The following is a 15,329-nucleotide window of genomic DNA, read 5'->3' as shown; positions in this document are numbered from 1 at the left end:
ACCGGGAACCGGGAACATCAATAAATAAAGTGCTGGCGACTTCAAAATTACCCAGTCCCCAGTCCCCAGTCCCCAGTCCCCAGTCCCTTAACTATCCACCTGAGTAATTAAACCGTCTTTTTCAATTGTTAACCATCTGCCACGCCAATATATTTGTTGCCCAAAAGCGCCGAGTGTCCAAACAATTAGGCTAATAATATCGCGGAAGGGAAGTAACCAAAGCCACAGTAAAAGTTTAGGACAATTCATGCTAAAAATGGCAATTAAAGCTTGAATGTAGCGGATGATAAAAGTTGCTAGGCAAAGAGCGATCGTCCAACTTTGTCCTCCCGATATCAACAGTAGCAAAATACTATGTACAGTGCCATAGCAAAACACCATTCCATAGTATTGTGAACCGCGATTAAAGCGAATTGTCCTCGCCCAACGTACCTCTCTTTGAAAGAATGACCGAAAACTTTCGCCAGTTGTATCTGACTCTAAAATATGTTGAGAAAATTCAATTTTATACCCAGCTTCTACGGCTCTTTTAGCTAAATTATAATCTGAGCCAATCCGGTTTAAATGTAATCCACCAAACTCTGCTAAAGTTGTTTTACGAGTTACCATTGTTGGACCTACAGCGAACCGAAATCCGCCATCAATAGCCGCAGAAATCAACGCCGAGGGAATAAAATCAAAACACCGCCCAAAGGAGGCTAAAGCTGCTACTATTGTCCCAGGATTTTTGCCGACATATCCACAAGTTACCATGCCAACTTTGGGATCTTCTAAGGGAGCAGTGACAATGCTAATATAATCAGGAATTACCCGAATGTCACTATCAGCAAAGATGATTATTTCATTTTGAGCAGCTTCCAAAAGATAACTTAAATTGCTATCTTTGTAATTGATACCTCTTGGTTTTAGTCCAATTAAGAGACGGACGCGATCGGGATATTTCGCCCCTAAGTCTTTTAACAAAGGAATCGCTTCATCTTCGGGATCTAACACTCCAAAAATTACTTCATAATTCGGATAATTTTGCTGGCAAAATGATGACCAATTTTCCCAAGCTCCCTCATCAATACCACAAACTGGTATTAGCAGCGAAACTCCCTCTTCCGAAGGTTTTATCACTGGTTTTTTCGGAGTGAAAAATTGCAGGGTGCAGAGAGCACAGGTGATGTAAAAGGCGATCGATCCACTAATTAAGATTAGCAAAACAATTTGGAAAAACAGCATCACTGATAACTTTCGCTAACTATGGTAGAGTTTATATTATAAATATTAGCTGAAAAGGCGATCGTCAGTTACCTTATAAACTTTATCAGCCCCAATCATCTGCAATAGACATCTCTAAAAATTAAAGGTGCGTTACCTGGAAAAATTGGAGAGGTCTAATAAACATTCAACTTGGGTAATAAATCTGTTTACCCATTCACATAATAATTTCTCGTTCCTTTAGTATTAATTGCTTCTTCCAATCTATTTAATCCATGAATATAAGCAGCAGTTCGTAGGGAAACACCAAACTCTTGAGAAATTTGCCAAATATTCTCCGTCTCGGTCATCATTTTCTCTTTCAATCTTTGATTTACTTCTTGCAGCGTCCAATACAAACCATTGCGATTTTGTACCCATTCAAAATAACTGACTGTGACTCCACCCGCATTCACTAAAATATCAGGAAATACATAAACTCCCATTTTTTCTAAAATTCGATCGGCTGCCGTAGTAATCGGACCATTTGCCACTTCAAAGATAAACTTAGCTTTTACTTTGTCAGCGTTTTCAGCAGTAATTTGATTTTCTAAAGCAGCGGGAATTAAGACATCTACATCTAAAGTCAAAAGCTCAGTATTTGTCAAGGTTTTATGTTCAATAATGCTGCAAACTGTATCTTGACAATAGACAGCTTGCATTCCTTTAGTGAACTGTTTACAACGGCGAATACTGGGAATATCTAAGCCTTGTTTGGCATAAATTCCGCCTTGAGAGTCGCTAACTGCTACTACTTTATAATCAAATTTCGCCAATAATTCTGCTAACTCTGCACCTGCATTACCAAATCCTTGAATCGCTACCGTTGTTTCTCTGGGTAAGCGATCGAACTTCGACATAATATTTTCAATTACATAAAAAGCTCCGGTTGCCGTCGCCGTATTTCGCCCTAAACTTCCGCCAATAGTAACAGGTTTTCCGGTAACAACTCCGGGGGTAATTTGACGTTGAATGGTGCTATATTGATCCATCATCCAACCCATAATTATTTCGTTAGTGTAAACATCTGGTGCTAAAACGTCTACATTAGGGCCGATAAAATTGGCGATCGCATCCACATAACCCCGACTCAACCTTTCTAATTCCCATTTCGATAACTGCTTCGGATTCAAAGTTATTCCACCCTTAGCACCACCAAAAGGTAAATTTAACACCGCACATTTAAAAGTCATCCAAAATGCTAAAGATGTTACCTCATCTAATGATACATTGGGATGATAACGCACCCCTCCCTTGGTTGGCCCTCTACTATCATCGTAACGCACTCGGTAACCAGAAAAAATCTTTAAAGATCCATCATCCATTCTGACAGGAATTGATACTTGTAAACTAGCTTTGGGATATTTTAAATGTTCGATCGCATCCTCAGAAATAGAAACATAACTCAAAGCCTTTTCTAATCTTTGACTAGCATCGGTAAATAAAGCTTTATCCATGATGCACTGTTAAATTGTAATAGCTATATTGAAGCACGAAAATTTATACTTTTGTCGCAAGATTTAAAAGCCAAAAACCTAACTCAGCATTTTTTAGGTCAAAAAGCTAGTAGCATTTCGTTTTAGCTTGGGAAACAAATTTTACTCTTCTGCGGCTTTTTACAGACAATTAGTAACATATTTATCTTTGAGCCTACATAAGAACCTATCAACAGAAAAGGTTTACAATAAGAAACATTAAGTCAAAAACTTATGTTTCCCCTTTTTGTTTAAGAGAACAGTCAATATGATTGCACTCCTTGCTGCGCTTTCAGCTGCTGCTGCGGTAGGGGTAGGGAGAATCGCCCTACCATTATTATTAATTGGACTTTTGCAAGGGGACAATCTTTGGTCTCGCGTACCGCTACTTTCGCTGATTCATCCACAGGTAGTAGTGGGAATACTCACCAGCTGGTCATTATTTGAATTATTTGCTTCTAAAAAACTAATTGGACAACGCATTTTGCAAATTATTCACTTGCTATTTAGCCCTTTGGTAGGTGGAATGGTAGGCGCTTTTGTGGCTGAAACCGCTAACCTGGATAAATGGCTGATTTTATTGATTGGTGCGATCGGTGGATTACTAGCTTTGGTGTTGCAACTTGTACAAATAGGTTGGTTTTTTCGCCTTCGCGGTTTACCCCTGTGGGTAGTCTTTATTCAAGATGCTTTATGCGTGGTTTTAGTTTTATTAGCCTTTGACGCACCGAGTCAGGGGGGATTAATTGCGATGCTGTTACTTTGGCTAGCAATTCGCAGTTCTGGAGAATGGTATCGCTGGTATAGAAAACAAAAGCATTCTCCTAAGTATCACCCGGATTAGGGTATGGGGAGACTGGAGAATAGCGGCTTGATTTACATTAATAACTATCTCCACCTCTATCGATCGCCCAAATCACACTTCTAACATTGCTTTTTCTGCTTCTTCCACCTGCTCCGAAACCTCACTTTTCCGCTTTAAAACTAGTAAACTCAGGTCATCAAAAACTTTTTGATTGCCAATATATTTTCGCACATCTTCAATAATTACCTGCTTAATTTCTTCAGCCGATCGCCACCAATTTTGTCCAATTATTTCACACAATCGCTCTAATCCATATTGCTGTTTGTGAATATCCATTGCTTCCGTAACTCCATCAGTATAGAGAACAATTCCATCACCAGGATGTAACTCAACAATTGTATCGCTGATAAAATCGGAAATTTCATCAGTCAACCCGATGGGAAACCCTAGATCGATCGTATCAATCCGTTCAATTTTTCCCCCATTTCTCACTACAATAGTTTCCTCATGTTGACCGCTAATACTAACTTTTCCCTCAGCATAATTCAACACAACTAAAGTCAAATTTTTATCAGAATTCATCCGTTGCACATTTTTATAAATAGTGCGGTTCAAAGTAGCTAAAAATCTCACCGTATCCTGTTCTCGAATTTCTTTCAAAGTTCGCACAGCCGTTTGAGTCATTAACATCAAAATGCCACTTTCTAACCCATGTCCAGTAACATCTCCCATGCCGACTGTCAACACACCATCAATTTGCAACACATCATAATAATCCCCGCCCACCTCATCCGCAGGTTCCATAAATCCGGCAATATCTAATCCTTCAATTTGCAATTCTTCCAACGTAGGTAGAATCATTTGCTGCATTTGTTTGAGAATGTCGAGTTCCGCACCCATTCGCAGATTTTCGGCTTTGAGGCGATCGTTAAGTGCGGCAATTTCTGCACTTGCAGTTGCTAGTTCAGCGGTGCGTTCTTGTACCTTCTCTTCCAAAGAATGAAAGGATTCTTTCAGCTGTTTTGCCATAATATTGAAAGAGTTACTGAGGCGATCGACTTCCAAAATCCGACTAGGTGGAAGGTGCTGACTTAGTTTACCGTCTGTCATAGCTTCAGCTGCTTGGGTAATGCGTTCTATAGGGCGAGTAATCCAGCGGGCGGTGAGGATACCAAGAGCGATCGCTAAACCCAAAGCCGCCAAACAAAGCAAAAATGTATTGCGAGTATTAGCATTGATTTGTTCCATGAAATCAGATTCAGGTACAACCACCACAATTAACCAGTGAAGACCGTATTCATCGATCAGCGGAGACACTTCCAAAAACTGCTTTTCACCTTCTAAATTAAAACTCAACCGGGTAGTTTTTTGGATTTGCTGCAAATCCGAGAAGCGTGTTTTCAGATACTCCATACTCTGACGCATAATTAAATTACTACTTTCCTGAGCTTTTAGTCGCTTCTGTGCTTCACCTGTACCGACTGTCAAGGGTTGATTCTCCAGGGAAGTAGCAATTAATTCACCAGATGGCTCAATCAGGAAAACCTGACCAGACTTACCGATCTTGAGAGTTTGCAAAAAGTTGCGAATTTGATCGAGTCCAATCTGAGAAGTAAACACGCCAATAAAGTTTCCTTGCTGGTCATAGTAGGGAGAACTGGCATTAATTTGCAAAGAACCATAGCCAAAATTAATATAAACTTCACTCCAAGCAGCACGATTGTTCTTCAGCACAGAGGTATAAAGGGGACGCTGACGCACATCATAATTGGCAACAGTCTTGGCTACTTCAATAGGATTCCCGTCTTTGTCAAGTTTGTAATAAATTAAATCTCCAATTCCTAGTTTAAGTTGGGCTGCAAGTTGCGGTTGCTCCGAACCAACGGAACGATTCACCCATCCCACCCGCAAATATTGACCTTTCTCGTTAGCAAATCCAACATGACCAATGGATTTAAAGCGAAGAACCTGTTTCCAAAAATACTTCCTTCCACTCTCCAGGTCATTGAAATCCAATAATCCCAACCGCGTTGCATCTTCGTTAATCTGATTGACTAAGTGCGGGGGTTCCATGTAGTCCTGAACTCGTTCCTGAATTCTAGAACTAATTTCATGCTGTAGCTGACCTGCAAGGTCATTCACCACCTGTTGACCATTGCGAAAAGAGAGATAGCCGACTAAGCTAACTGTACCGACAATTTGCAACACAAAGGGTACTACTAGGGTAGTACGGAGCCGAAATTTATGATTAAAGATGGATTTAGAGTAGGTCATTGTTAATTAAACTTTTCCATAAAGCTGTTTGCGATCGAAGTAGCGACTAAAAAAATAAAGTTCACCTTCGCACAGTCAAGTATAAAAAGTGCGCTAGCCGCTACTAAGCTCGATTTTAGTGTGAGCGATCGTCTTTATAGCTAAAACTAAAAAGTATTTAATCTTATCTTTGCTGCAAAATTTGTAAGCTGGGGAGATCGAGAGCGCCAAACAGAGGAAAAGCGATCGCAAGATCTCCTTGATACACCTGTTCCTCGTACAAACCTTCCACCCACTCTAGCACTGTAACCTTTTCCTGCATTGGTTGACCATTTTTGGTTTTACTTTACCTAAAATCAAAGATTTGATAAAGATACAAAAAGAATTTATAAAGATTTAAATTACGAGGGGCAACTTATACGCAACAAATTGGAGAGCTAAATCCTCTAGAAAGCCAAAAGTCAAAAGTAAATATATTTACTTTTGACTTTTGGCTTTCTACGGTTAAGTTTTTGTTTTACAGCAATCCGACTAAATGCAATGGGCCATGACCGCTGATTAACTCTATTAATAAAGCAATCAAACCAAGCATTGCTAATCGTCCATTCCAAACTTCCGCAGAAGTAGTCATTCCCCATTCCCAACGTTCTTGGGGGTACATCTTCACTTGCTTCTTCATTTGGGTGACTTGGGGAAGCTGTACTTTGGGAGAGTTGAGTGCATTAAGTACCAAATCTGCTAAAGCTTCAATAAATACTGGGTGAGTATTTAAAGCGGGAACTCGACGGAAGTTATGAATCCCTGCTTCTTCGGCTATTTCTCGATATTCAATGTCGATTTCTTGCAGAGTTTCGATATGTTCGGAAACAAAGCTGATGGGTACTACTAATAAATTTTGTACGCCTTCGTTAGCTAGTTCTTGAATGGCATCTTCCGTGTAAGGTTTGAGCCATTCCACGGGGCCAACCCGACTTTGATATGCTAAAACGTGAGGATTTGGGCGATTTAAGGTTTGCATGATTAAATCTGTGCATTCCTCAATTTCTTTCTGATAAGGATCGCCTGCTTCTTCGACGTAACTAACGGGAACACCGTGAGCACTAAAGAAAATTGTAACTTCGTCAGGATGAGCAAATTTGTCAAGTTCCTGAGCGATCAACTGTGCCATTGCTTGTAAATAACCGGGTTGCTCATACCAGGAACGAATTACAGTGTAATTAATTCGGTTTAATGAAGGGTCTTCTTGCCAAAGTTTTTCTAACAGACGGAAGCTGGAACCACTGGTGCTGATGGAAAATTGGGGATAAAGCGGTAGGATTACTAATTCGTCGATGCGATCGCGCTTAATCTTCGCCACCGCTTCTTCGGTAAAAGGATGCCAATAACGCATCCCAATATAAATACCTACAGGTTCCCCTTTTTCCTTTAAGTTTGTTTCTAAAGCTGTAGCTTGAGCTTCTGTAACTTGACGTAAAGGAGAACCACCTCCGATCGCCAAGTAGTTTTCTTGCGATCTTTTGGAGCGTAAACTAGAAATTAGCCATGCCAGTGGTTTCTGCATCCAGGGAAAAGGCAAGCGAATAATTTCCGGGTCAGAAAATAGGTTAAAAAGAAACGGTCGGACATCCTCGATTTGCTCTGGCCCGCCTAAATTAAGTAGTAATACCCCAGTACGCCCCATAATGATTACAGTTTTCTTTCTAATGTTTTCATATTTGTTACCGATTTTAACAATATAACGCTTTAATTGTTTCAATTAGCAACTATAAATACACAATTTTGTAGGAGTAAGGGTTTGGCGACTATTTTACGTAGCTGGAGTTACCAGTATCAATGGCTTTACGATGCGATTTCCCGAATCGCCGCTTTAAGTGTGGGTGGCGAAGGGCGATTTCGTCAACTAGCTTTACAAGGACTAAGTATTAACTCACAGAGTAAAATTTTGGATCTCTGTTGTGGTAGTGGTCAAGCTACTCAAGTTTTATTGCAATATTCTCAGAATGTCACTGGGTTGGATGCTTCTCCTTTATCTTTGCAACGGGCAAAGAATAATGTACCGGAAGCTGACTATGTGCAAGCTTTTGCGGAAGATATGCCTTTGGCAGATAATACTTTTGATTTAGTACATACTAGTGTTGCCATGCACGAAATGAAACCCGAACAGCTAAGGCTAATTTTCTCACAAGTTTATCGAGTTTTAAAACCGGGAGGAGTTTTTACTTTAGTTGATTTTCATGCTCCGACAAATCCGCTATTTTGGCCTGGGATATCTGTATTTATGTGGTTGTTTGAAACGGAAACTGCTTGGCAATTAATTAATACTGATTTGCTGGGTTTGTTGCAAGAGTTTGGTTTTCAGGAGTTGCAGCATCATTTGTATGCTGGGGGAAGTTTGCAGGTAATTCAAGTTAGGAAATGAATCAATACTAAAATATCAACTGATTTTTGCTTCTAATGCTTGAATTCTTTCCTTTAATTCGATTACTAAAGTAGCTAATCTTTGAAACATGGGATCGGAAGATAAAGCAGATGTGCTACCCCGATAAGGAACTGTTGGGGAAGTAGGGGGACGAACGGGAGTGCTTAAATTAGGTCTGGATGGACTTCTCCCTTGGAGTTGATTTATTTGTGATTCTAGGCGACTAATTTGCGATTGTAACTGGAAATTCGCCGCTTCTAATCTAGCAATACGAGACTCTAGTCCTGCTGGTACTTGAGCTTTTACTTGAATGGGTATAATTACCAATGCTACAATCAGAATTAAGCAAAGTAAGCGAAATTTCTTTATTATCATTATTGGCTCCTAACTATTAAATCATCCTGGTTCTATTCTAAGAAAAAACATGAATTGGAAAGCAGGAAGGAGATAATTAAACAATGGGAAATTTTGAGACTTACACAAAAATTCGGTAAACTAAGTTTTTGTACTTTTTAAGGGTTAATAATTCTGTGCATATCCAAAACTGGCGGCGCAATTTCTGTTTGAGTTAGCATATCGTGAATTTGTCCGCGATGATGAGTTTGATGATTAAAAAAGTGAGTAATTAATAACTCAACCGGATCTTCATAAAACTTTCCCTGACTATTTATATATTTCATCGTCCCTTTGATAAACTCTTCCGTTAACTCAGCAGCAAACTCTTCAATACGCCGATCTTCTAATATTCTCACTGCATTTAATTCGGCAAAGTCTTCATATAAAATTGTGTCCAGCTTGATAAAAGGAGTTTCTTTTCCAGTAAGGCGACTTAACCAAATGCGATCGCCCACCATAATATGATTCAGCGTACCATGAATACTTTTGAAAAATGCAGGTCTAACTCGCTTCCGTTCCTCATCCGCAAGCAACGCACAAGTATCATAAACGCGACGATTCGCCAAAGTATTGTAACGCGCCAGCATTTGAAAGTGCTTCTGTAACATATTGTTGTTTAGTAAAAAACTACACAGGATTTATTTCCCAAGTTTATTAAAATTTCAGAAAATTAATAAACAACCATTGACTGTTAAAATGCTTTCCTTGTATTCTATGTAAAAATACTGTGTGTTCTAGACTACTAGAAAGATTAAGCTGTAATTAGCTAAGCGGTTTACAAACATATCAACCGCCTTAGAAGGATGTTTGACAATGATACCTTGGTTGACAACGTTATCTGTCTGCACTGTTTTTCTGTATAATATTTTACTCGGAAGTAACTACTTGGCATTAACCCAAGGCGTAAATTTTTACTTGCAACAACTCAACACACTACCAATCATCGAAAACTTAAGTAGTGCAGAGAATATTTTTAAAGAGAGTAAATTTAACGACTTGCAGCGATTTTCCGAAGTTATCAGAGAGACAGATAAATTAGAAGGATTATTTACAATTTATCGCAGTTTAGAGGACGATCGAATTTACTTAGAAATTGCCTCAGAACAGTTAAACAAAAACTACTTAGGTACAGTAACCTTAGACTCAGGAATTGGCGAAAGTGGAATTTACAGCGGACTTGCTTTACAAGACTTTCTCTTCTACTTCCGTCGCGTCAACAATCGCATCCATTTTGTAATTCGTAACGTCAACTTTCGCGCCACTTCCGAAACACCAGAACACAAAGCATTAACTCGTTCATTTAGCGACTCAGTTCTCTATTCCGTTCCCATCGTCAGTGTTTCTTCCCAAAGAAAATCACTGTTGATTAATTTAAATGACTTGTTAATCCAAGATTTTGCTGGATTAACTCCCTTATTAAAAAGCTCCTTATTTGCTGATTATGAATTAGCTGAAAATAAATCATATTTTGGCGAAGTTAACAGCTTTCCTGAAAACATCGAAATCAACTCAATTTACAATTTTTCTGCTAATCAAGGCGCAAATTTAATTACTGTACCTGATAGCAGAGCATTGACTTTAAAAGTACACTATAGTTTTTCCCAATTACCCGAAAATAACGGTTATATTCCTCGACTTGCTGATGAGAGAGTGGGATATTTTATTACAGCATATCAAGATTTATCAAATTATAATACCACGGAATCTTTTGTCCGTTATATTAATCGTTGGCATTTGGAACCATCGGTTAATGATGCACCTTTATCACCGCCGAAAAAACCGATCGTATTTTGGATTGAAAATGCCGTACCTTTGGAATATCGAGATGCTATTCGTGAAGGTGTTTTAATGTGGAATAAAGCATTTGAAAAAGCAGGTTTTCTTAATGCGATTCAAGTGCGCCAAATGCCAGAAAATGCTGATTGGCATCCCGCAGATGTGCGTTACAATACGATTCGCTGGTTTAATTCGATCGATGCTTTTTTCGCAAAAGCACCAACCAGAGTTAACCCTTTAACTGGGGAAATATTAGATGCAGATATTATTGTAGATGCGAATATGGTGCGTTCTTTACAACCAGAATATCGCAGTTTAATTGCAGCAAATTCAAACCAAATCAATCAATTATTATCTTCAAATCATCAAGGATTCTGTAAAGTGCCTAATCCTAAAACTTCAGACGATCGCTGTTATGGAATAGAATCTTCTTTACAAGCTGCGATCGGCGCAACAGCAATTTCCATGATGCCAAATTCCGCCTTAGATGATGAGAAAATGCAGGAATATGTACATCAATATTTGCGTTCTTTAATTGCTCATGAAGTAGGACACGCTTTAGGTTTGCGACACAACTTTCATGGTAGCACAATGTTAGCACCAGCAGAATTAAATAATCCTGAAATTACTCATTCTAAAGGTTTAGTTAGTTCAGTAATGGATTATTTACCTGTGAATTTAGCACCACAGGGAACAGCGCAAGGTGATTACTTTCCCGCAACAATTGGCCCTTATGATGAATGGGCGATTATGTATGGTTATAAACCGAGTAATTTTGAATCAATTGGGGAAATTATTCCTGAAGCTGAGAAACCATTTTTAGAGCAAATTGTTGGTAGTTCAAAACAACCGGAATTAGCTTATGCTACTGATGAAGATATCTGGGATATTAATCCTAATGCTAATGTTTGGGATATGAGTAATGATGTTTTGGTTTATTCTCAATGGCAGATGGATAATGCTCGTTTGATGTGGCAGAAACTTGATAAACATTATCCGGTAAAAGGCGAAAGTTACAGTCAGTTACGCACAGTTTTTGATAAGATATTAATCTATTATTTTCGCAATGCTAATTTAATTGCAGATTACATTGGTGGGCAAAGTTTTAGACGCAACTATGCTTTAGATGTGAATAACTGGGCATTTGTACCGACAGATTTAGCAAAACAACGGGAAGCTTTAGCTAGTTTAAATGAGTATATATTTGCTGAAGATGCGTTTAATTTTTCGCCGCAGTTACTAAATCAATTAGCACCTTCGCGTTGGAATCATTGGGGAAATCCTGTACCGATATCTCGCCTTGATTATCCGATTCACGATCGCATTTACCGCCTGCAAAGTACAATTTTGCGATCGCTCTTAGAAGGCGATCGTCTACATCGTTTATTAGACATTGAACTAAAAACCTTACTAGGGGAAGCATTAACAATTCCCGAATTATTTGACACTCTGCAAAACAGCATTTGGACAGAAGTTTTAGGGAAAGAAGAACTGAAATCAATTTCTAGTATTCGCCGTTCCTTGCAAAGAGAACACTTAGAGATTTTGTTAGAAATGGTGTTAAGAAAAACCGACGTTCCCGAAGATGGGCGAACTCTCGCTTGGTACGAATTAAAACAATTACAAAAAGCGATTTCTGCCAAGTTGAAAAAATCAGGGGAACAGCTGGATATTTATACAACTGCTCATTTGGAGGAAATTAGCGATCGAATTACCAAAACCTTAAATGCTTCTTTGTTGTCTCGATAAAGGCGATCGCCTTGAGCTTTTCCCGATAAATTTATGGTATTTCCTCAGTTTGCTCTGGTTCCCAAGGATTAATAATTGTAATACCGCACCCTTCAAAATCAGAAACATTACGAGTAGCTATAGTAGCTTGACGAGTGTAACAAATACTCGCTATCTGAGCATCAGATTGTGAGATAGGGTTTCCTCTCTGTCTTCTTTGGCTGACAATTTTAGCAAAGGCTACTGCGGCTGTTTCATCAAAAGGTAAAATACGCCCAGCAAAATCTTCAGCAAACATCAATTGAGCCGCTTCGTTAAGTTCATTTTGACGTTTTCCAGAGGGTAATAAAGCTATTCCATAGAGAATTTCAGCTTGAGTAATCGTAGTTATAAAAAGATTCATCATCGGTTGTACCGCCACCCATTTACGAACAACTGACGATCCTTTTGGCTTCATTAGTTCTGACAATACGTTGGTATCAAGTACAATCATGTAAATCCTCAAAATTAGGAGGTTCGCGCAGAGGTTCTCTGGTGATAATCGGGAGTTCAAAATCTCCAAAATTGGCAAAGCGCCGTTCAATAGCTGAAGCAAGATTTAATGGTTTTTCGTTGTTTTCTGTCAACACAGCGCGGAGGATTTCTTTTGCTTCTTCTTCCAGGGAACGTCCATGATATTCGGCTTGCTTTCGCAGAAGATTCTTTAAATCGTCATCAAAGTTTTCAATCGTGATACTGTTCATATTGTTATCTATCTCCTATTCAAATTTGTAGCTGAGTTCATTAAAATCCGACTTCTCTTATGAGGGTAGTTTATAATTTCTTCCTTTGGCAAGTGTTTAAGGTAGGAGAGAGAAAGTTAGTGAAATTGGGTAGGGTGGTGATGGTGCGATCGCCATTTCCAGAAATGCTATTTTAGTCATCTGCGATCGTCGAGATTTTGAAAAAATTCCCGATTTAGTTTTTGAAGATTGGACAGTAGGTTATACTTAATAAAATCATAAAAATTATGGCAGAGGTTTCAAATCATGAAAACTAATTTATTAAAAGATTCCGGGGAAAATTTATCTGAATTGACTTACTCAGTAATAATTGAACAGGAAAAAGAAGGAAACTATAAAGCTACTGTCTGGGGTTTAGCCGATTGTCAAACAACCGGAAATACAAAGGAAGCGGCGCTAACAAATATTAACCAGCTTTTAACAGCAAGGTTACAAAATGCTGAAATTGTTGTCCAAGAAATAGCTTTACCTAAATCAGAAAATCCTTGGATAAAGTTTGCGGGAATGTATAAAGATAATCCTCTTTTTAATGATATGCTTTCGGAAATGGAAGCTTATCGACGCGAAGTTGACGAAGAATTAGAGGAATATTACCGGAAAATGGATGCGGAGGATAACAACAAGTGAGTATGATAGTAGTTGTTATCTAAAAATTACTCTAAATGCCTATTCCTCCAGAAATTGAAGTAATTATTAATCGTCTCAACCAGGAACTAAATAGTATTGAACAAAAAGCAAGAGAGGGAAGCAACTTAGTCAGGTCAATTTTATCTATTTTTTCAGATAATGCTATAATTATTCAATATTTTGCTTATCTAAATGCGGGTCTACTCTTTGTCGAAACTTCTAGAAGACAAATTCAGATTACGATTGAGCTAATATCCCCTGATGATGTAACAGCATTAGAAATTCAAGAAGCTGGGGAAGATTTGGGAAATATATTGGGACGGGCGCTGGAAACTAAAATAAGGGTAGAAAGAATTATTCATAACTTGGAGGAATTACAATGAACCAATTACCAGATGAAAAGAAACTTCTTGAACTGCTTGAACTTGCCAAAGATTTTGAGCAGCAAGCAAGAGAAATGAGTGATTTATCTACAGAAATAGCTTATAAGTGGCAACGTCGTCTGGAATCAAGGAGAGCCACAAAGCAGCAAGTGAGTGAGGTTAAGTAGTGGGAAAAAAGAGCGATCACAAATCCCATTAAATTTCTGAGCGATCACATTAAAATATCAAAAGCGAATGCGAGAAATTAGGGAAGGTAGGAGAGAGAAAGTTAGTGAAATTGGGTAGCCTAGATTAGGTGCAAAATTCGGCACTGCTATTTTGAAGCCTAGATATGGAAGCGCAACCAAAAGAAATTCGGATTTACTTGACTTCAGATAATAAAAGCCCTTTTTCAGAATGGCGTGATGCGTTACGAGATAGTAAAGCAGAAGCTAAAATACGGGCAAGACTCAACCGAGTTAGACTCGGAAATTTAGGAGATTATCATTCAGTTGGAGAAGGAGTTTGTGAGTTAAGAATTGATTATGGGCCGGGATATCGGATATACTTTGGACAAATAGGAACAACGATAGTACTGCTACTATGTGGCGGGGACAAAAGTACTCAGGAGCAAGATATTCGTAAGGCGCAGGAATACTGGGTAGATTATAGGAGTAGAGACGATGGCTAGAAGCATAAGTTATCAGGAAGAATTAATTGAATCGATTAAAGATCCTCTAAAAGCTGCTGCCTATATCGAGGCTTGTTTGGAAGAGACAGATCCAGAAGTTTTACGATTGGCACTCAAAGATATAGTTGAGGCACATCAGAGAATGAATCAACTATCAGAAAAAGCTAAACTTCTCTATGGTAAACTTGACAGAATGCTGTCGGAAAATAAAGGGGAAGAAATTTATTGTTTTAATGCTTTACTGGATACTTTAGGCTTTCAGTTGACAGTCACAGTTAAGTCAAATAATAAAGAAAGAGTTACCCAGAAAAAGCCTATGAATATTGAATCTTCGCTTAACAAATCCGAAGCTCTGAACCAGCTAAATTACTCAGTAATAATTGAAGAAATAAAAGCTGGTTTATATAGTGCGACAGTGTGGGGTTTACCAGATTGCAAAGCTACTGGTGCTACCCGCGAAGAAGCGATAAAAAATGCCCGTGAACTTTTAATAGCACGTTTAGAAAAAGCCGAAATAGTTTCTTTAGAAGTGGAACTACCAAAACCCGAACATCCTTGGATGAAATTTGCGGGAATGTTCAAAGATGATCCTGACTTTGATGAAGTATCGGCAGATATTGAAGCCTATCGCCGAGAACGAGACGCGGCTTATTACCAACAACTAGATGCTGAGGAGAAACAAAGTGAGCTTGTGGATGCAGATACAAACCTCCTCAGAGGTAGGATGAAGGGAATAGTTTGGGATTGAACCCCGTCAACTAAATACCGAGGAA

The 15,329-nt window shown here is 38.7% G+C and carries 17 protein-coding genes; 8 read left to right on the top strand and 9 right to left on the bottom strand.

Going from position 1 to position 15,329, the window contains the following annotated elements; all coding sequences use genetic code 11:
* Nucleotides 1–87 precede the first annotated feature (87 nt).
* The gene (locus tag ACE1B6_RS19735) at nt 88–1,227 is read right to left on the bottom strand and encodes a glycosyltransferase (RefSeq protein ID WP_459563064.1); all 1,140 of its coding nucleotides are present in this window, start codon (nt 1,225–1,227) and stop codon (nt 88–90) included.
* Nucleotides 1,228–1,412: 185 nt separating this feature from the next.
* Complete coding sequence (locus ACE1B6_RS19730; RefSeq protein ID WP_413258965.1) at nt 1,413–2,699, bottom strand: Glu/Leu/Phe/Val family dehydrogenase; 1,287 nt, start codon at nt 2,697–2,699, stop codon at nt 1,413–1,415.
* 286 nt (nt 2,700–2,985) lie between these two features.
* Here ACE1B6_RS19730 and ACE1B6_RS19725 point away from each other — a divergent pair, with 286 nt between their 5' ends.
* Nucleotides 2,986–3,561 (top strand): DUF4126 domain-containing protein, encoded by a 576-nt coding sequence (locus ACE1B6_RS19725; protein ID WP_413258964.1) that lies wholly within the window; start codon nt 2,986–2,988, stop codon nt 3,559–3,561.
* 72 nt (nt 3,562–3,633) lie between these two features.
* Here the strand turns inward: ACE1B6_RS19725 and ACE1B6_RS19720 are convergent, their stop codons facing one another.
* The 3 genes from ACE1B6_RS19720 to hemH form a co-directional block, all read right to left on the bottom strand.
* Nucleotides 3,634–5,796, bottom strand: a complete 2,163-nt coding sequence (locus ACE1B6_RS19720) for a SpoIIE family protein phosphatase (protein ID WP_413258963.1) — start codon at nt 5,794–5,796, stop codon at nt 3,634–3,636.
* A gap of 163 nt (nt 5,797–5,959) precedes the next feature.
* Nucleotides 5,960–6,097, bottom strand: coding sequence for a hypothetical protein (locus ACE1B6_RS19715; protein WP_413258962.1), 138 nt, complete (start codon nt 6,095–6,097; stop codon nt 5,960–5,962).
* 195 nt (nt 6,098–6,292) lie between these two features.
* Nucleotides 6,293–7,456, bottom strand: coding sequence for a ferrochelatase (hemH, locus tag ACE1B6_RS19710; protein ID WP_413258961.1), 1,164 nt, complete (start codon nt 7,454–7,456; stop codon nt 6,293–6,295).
* 114 nt (nt 7,457–7,570) lie between these two features.
* On the opposite strand from hemH, the gene ACE1B6_RS19705 reads away from it, so the two are divergent.
* Complete coding sequence (locus ACE1B6_RS19705; RefSeq protein ID WP_413258960.1) at nt 7,571–8,194, top strand: class I SAM-dependent methyltransferase; 624 nt, start codon at nt 7,571–7,573, stop codon at nt 8,192–8,194.
* Nucleotides 8,195–8,209: 15 nt separating this feature from the next.
* On the opposite strand, the gene ACE1B6_RS19700 is transcribed toward ACE1B6_RS19705, so the two are convergent.
* Complete coding sequence (locus tag ACE1B6_RS19700; protein WP_413258959.1) at nt 8,210–8,569, bottom strand: hypothetical protein; 360 nt, start codon at nt 8,567–8,569, stop codon at nt 8,210–8,212.
* Nucleotides 8,570–8,706: 137 nt separating this feature from the next.
* Nucleotides 8,707–9,198: a DinB family protein gene (locus ACE1B6_RS19695; protein ID WP_413258958.1), complete on the bottom strand. Its 492-nt coding sequence runs from the start codon at nt 9,196–9,198 to the stop codon at nt 8,707–8,709.
* 205 nt (nt 9,199–9,403) lie between these two features.
* Here ACE1B6_RS19695 and ACE1B6_RS19690 point away from each other — a divergent pair, with 205 nt between their 5' ends.
* Nucleotides 9,404–12,115 carry a zinc-dependent metalloprotease gene (locus ACE1B6_RS19690; RefSeq protein WP_413258957.1) on the top strand — a complete coding sequence of 904 codons (2,712 nt, stop codon included), beginning with the start codon at nt 9,404–9,406 and terminating at the stop codon, nt 12,113–12,115.
* Nucleotides 12,116–12,146: 31 nt separating this feature from the next.
* On the opposite strand, the gene ACE1B6_RS19685 is transcribed toward ACE1B6_RS19690, so the two are convergent.
* Together ACE1B6_RS19685 and ACE1B6_RS19680 are read right to left on the bottom strand one after the other, a co-directional pair.
* Nucleotides 12,147–12,587: a type II toxin-antitoxin system VapC family toxin gene (locus ACE1B6_RS19685; protein WP_413258956.1), complete on the bottom strand. Its 441-nt coding sequence runs from the start codon at nt 12,585–12,587 to the stop codon at nt 12,147–12,149.
* Nucleotides 12,574–12,837 carry a FitA-like ribbon-helix-helix domain-containing protein gene (locus ACE1B6_RS19680; RefSeq protein ID WP_413258955.1) on the bottom strand — a complete coding sequence of 88 codons (264 nt, stop codon included), beginning with the start codon at nt 12,835–12,837 and terminating at the stop codon, nt 12,574–12,576. Before ACE1B6_RS19680 ends, ACE1B6_RS19685 begins: the two co-directional genes overlap by 14 nt.
* A 285-nt stretch (nt 12,838–13,122) precedes the next feature.
* On the opposite strand from ACE1B6_RS19680, the gene ACE1B6_RS19675 reads away from it, so the two are divergent.
* The 5 genes from ACE1B6_RS19675 to ACE1B6_RS19655 all read left to right on the top strand — a co-directional run bounded on the left by ACE1B6_RS19675 (nt 13,123) and on the right by ACE1B6_RS19655 (nt 15,304).
* Nucleotides 13,123–13,503: a type II toxin-antitoxin system HicB family antitoxin gene (locus ACE1B6_RS19675; protein WP_413258954.1), complete on the top strand. Its 381-nt coding sequence runs from the start codon at nt 13,123–13,125 to the stop codon at nt 13,501–13,503.
* Nucleotides 13,504–13,538: 35 nt separating this feature from the next.
* Nucleotides 13,539–13,886, top strand: coding sequence for a hypothetical protein (locus ACE1B6_RS19670; protein WP_413258953.1), 348 nt, complete (start codon nt 13,539–13,541; stop codon nt 13,884–13,886).
* The gene (locus tag ACE1B6_RS19665) at nt 13,883–14,053 is read left to right on the top strand and encodes a hypothetical protein (RefSeq protein WP_413258952.1); all 171 of its coding nucleotides are present in this window, start codon (nt 13,883–13,885) and stop codon (nt 14,051–14,053) included. Before ACE1B6_RS19670 ends, ACE1B6_RS19665 begins: the two co-directional genes overlap by 4 nt.
* Before the next feature lie 164 nt (nt 14,054–14,217).
* On the top strand, nt 14,218–14,556 hold the full coding sequence (locus ACE1B6_RS19660; protein WP_413258951.1) for a type II toxin-antitoxin system RelE/ParE family toxin: 339 nt from the start codon (nt 14,218–14,220) through the stop codon (nt 14,554–14,556).
* Nucleotides 14,549–15,304, top strand: a complete 756-nt coding sequence (locus ACE1B6_RS19655; RefSeq protein WP_413258950.1) for a hypothetical protein — start codon at nt 14,549–14,551, stop codon at nt 15,302–15,304. The genes ACE1B6_RS19660 and ACE1B6_RS19655 overlap by 8 nt, the downstream gene beginning before the upstream one ends.
* Nucleotides 15,305–15,329 lie beyond the last annotated feature (25 nt).

The organism is Floridaenema fluviatile BLCC-F154 (assembly GCF_041929135.1).
Taxonomy (GTDB): domain Bacteria; phylum Cyanobacteriota; class Cyanobacteriia; order Cyanobacteriales; family Aerosakkonemataceae; genus Floridanema; species Floridanema fluviatile.
This window is presented reverse-complemented; position numbering and strand designations above follow the sequence as displayed.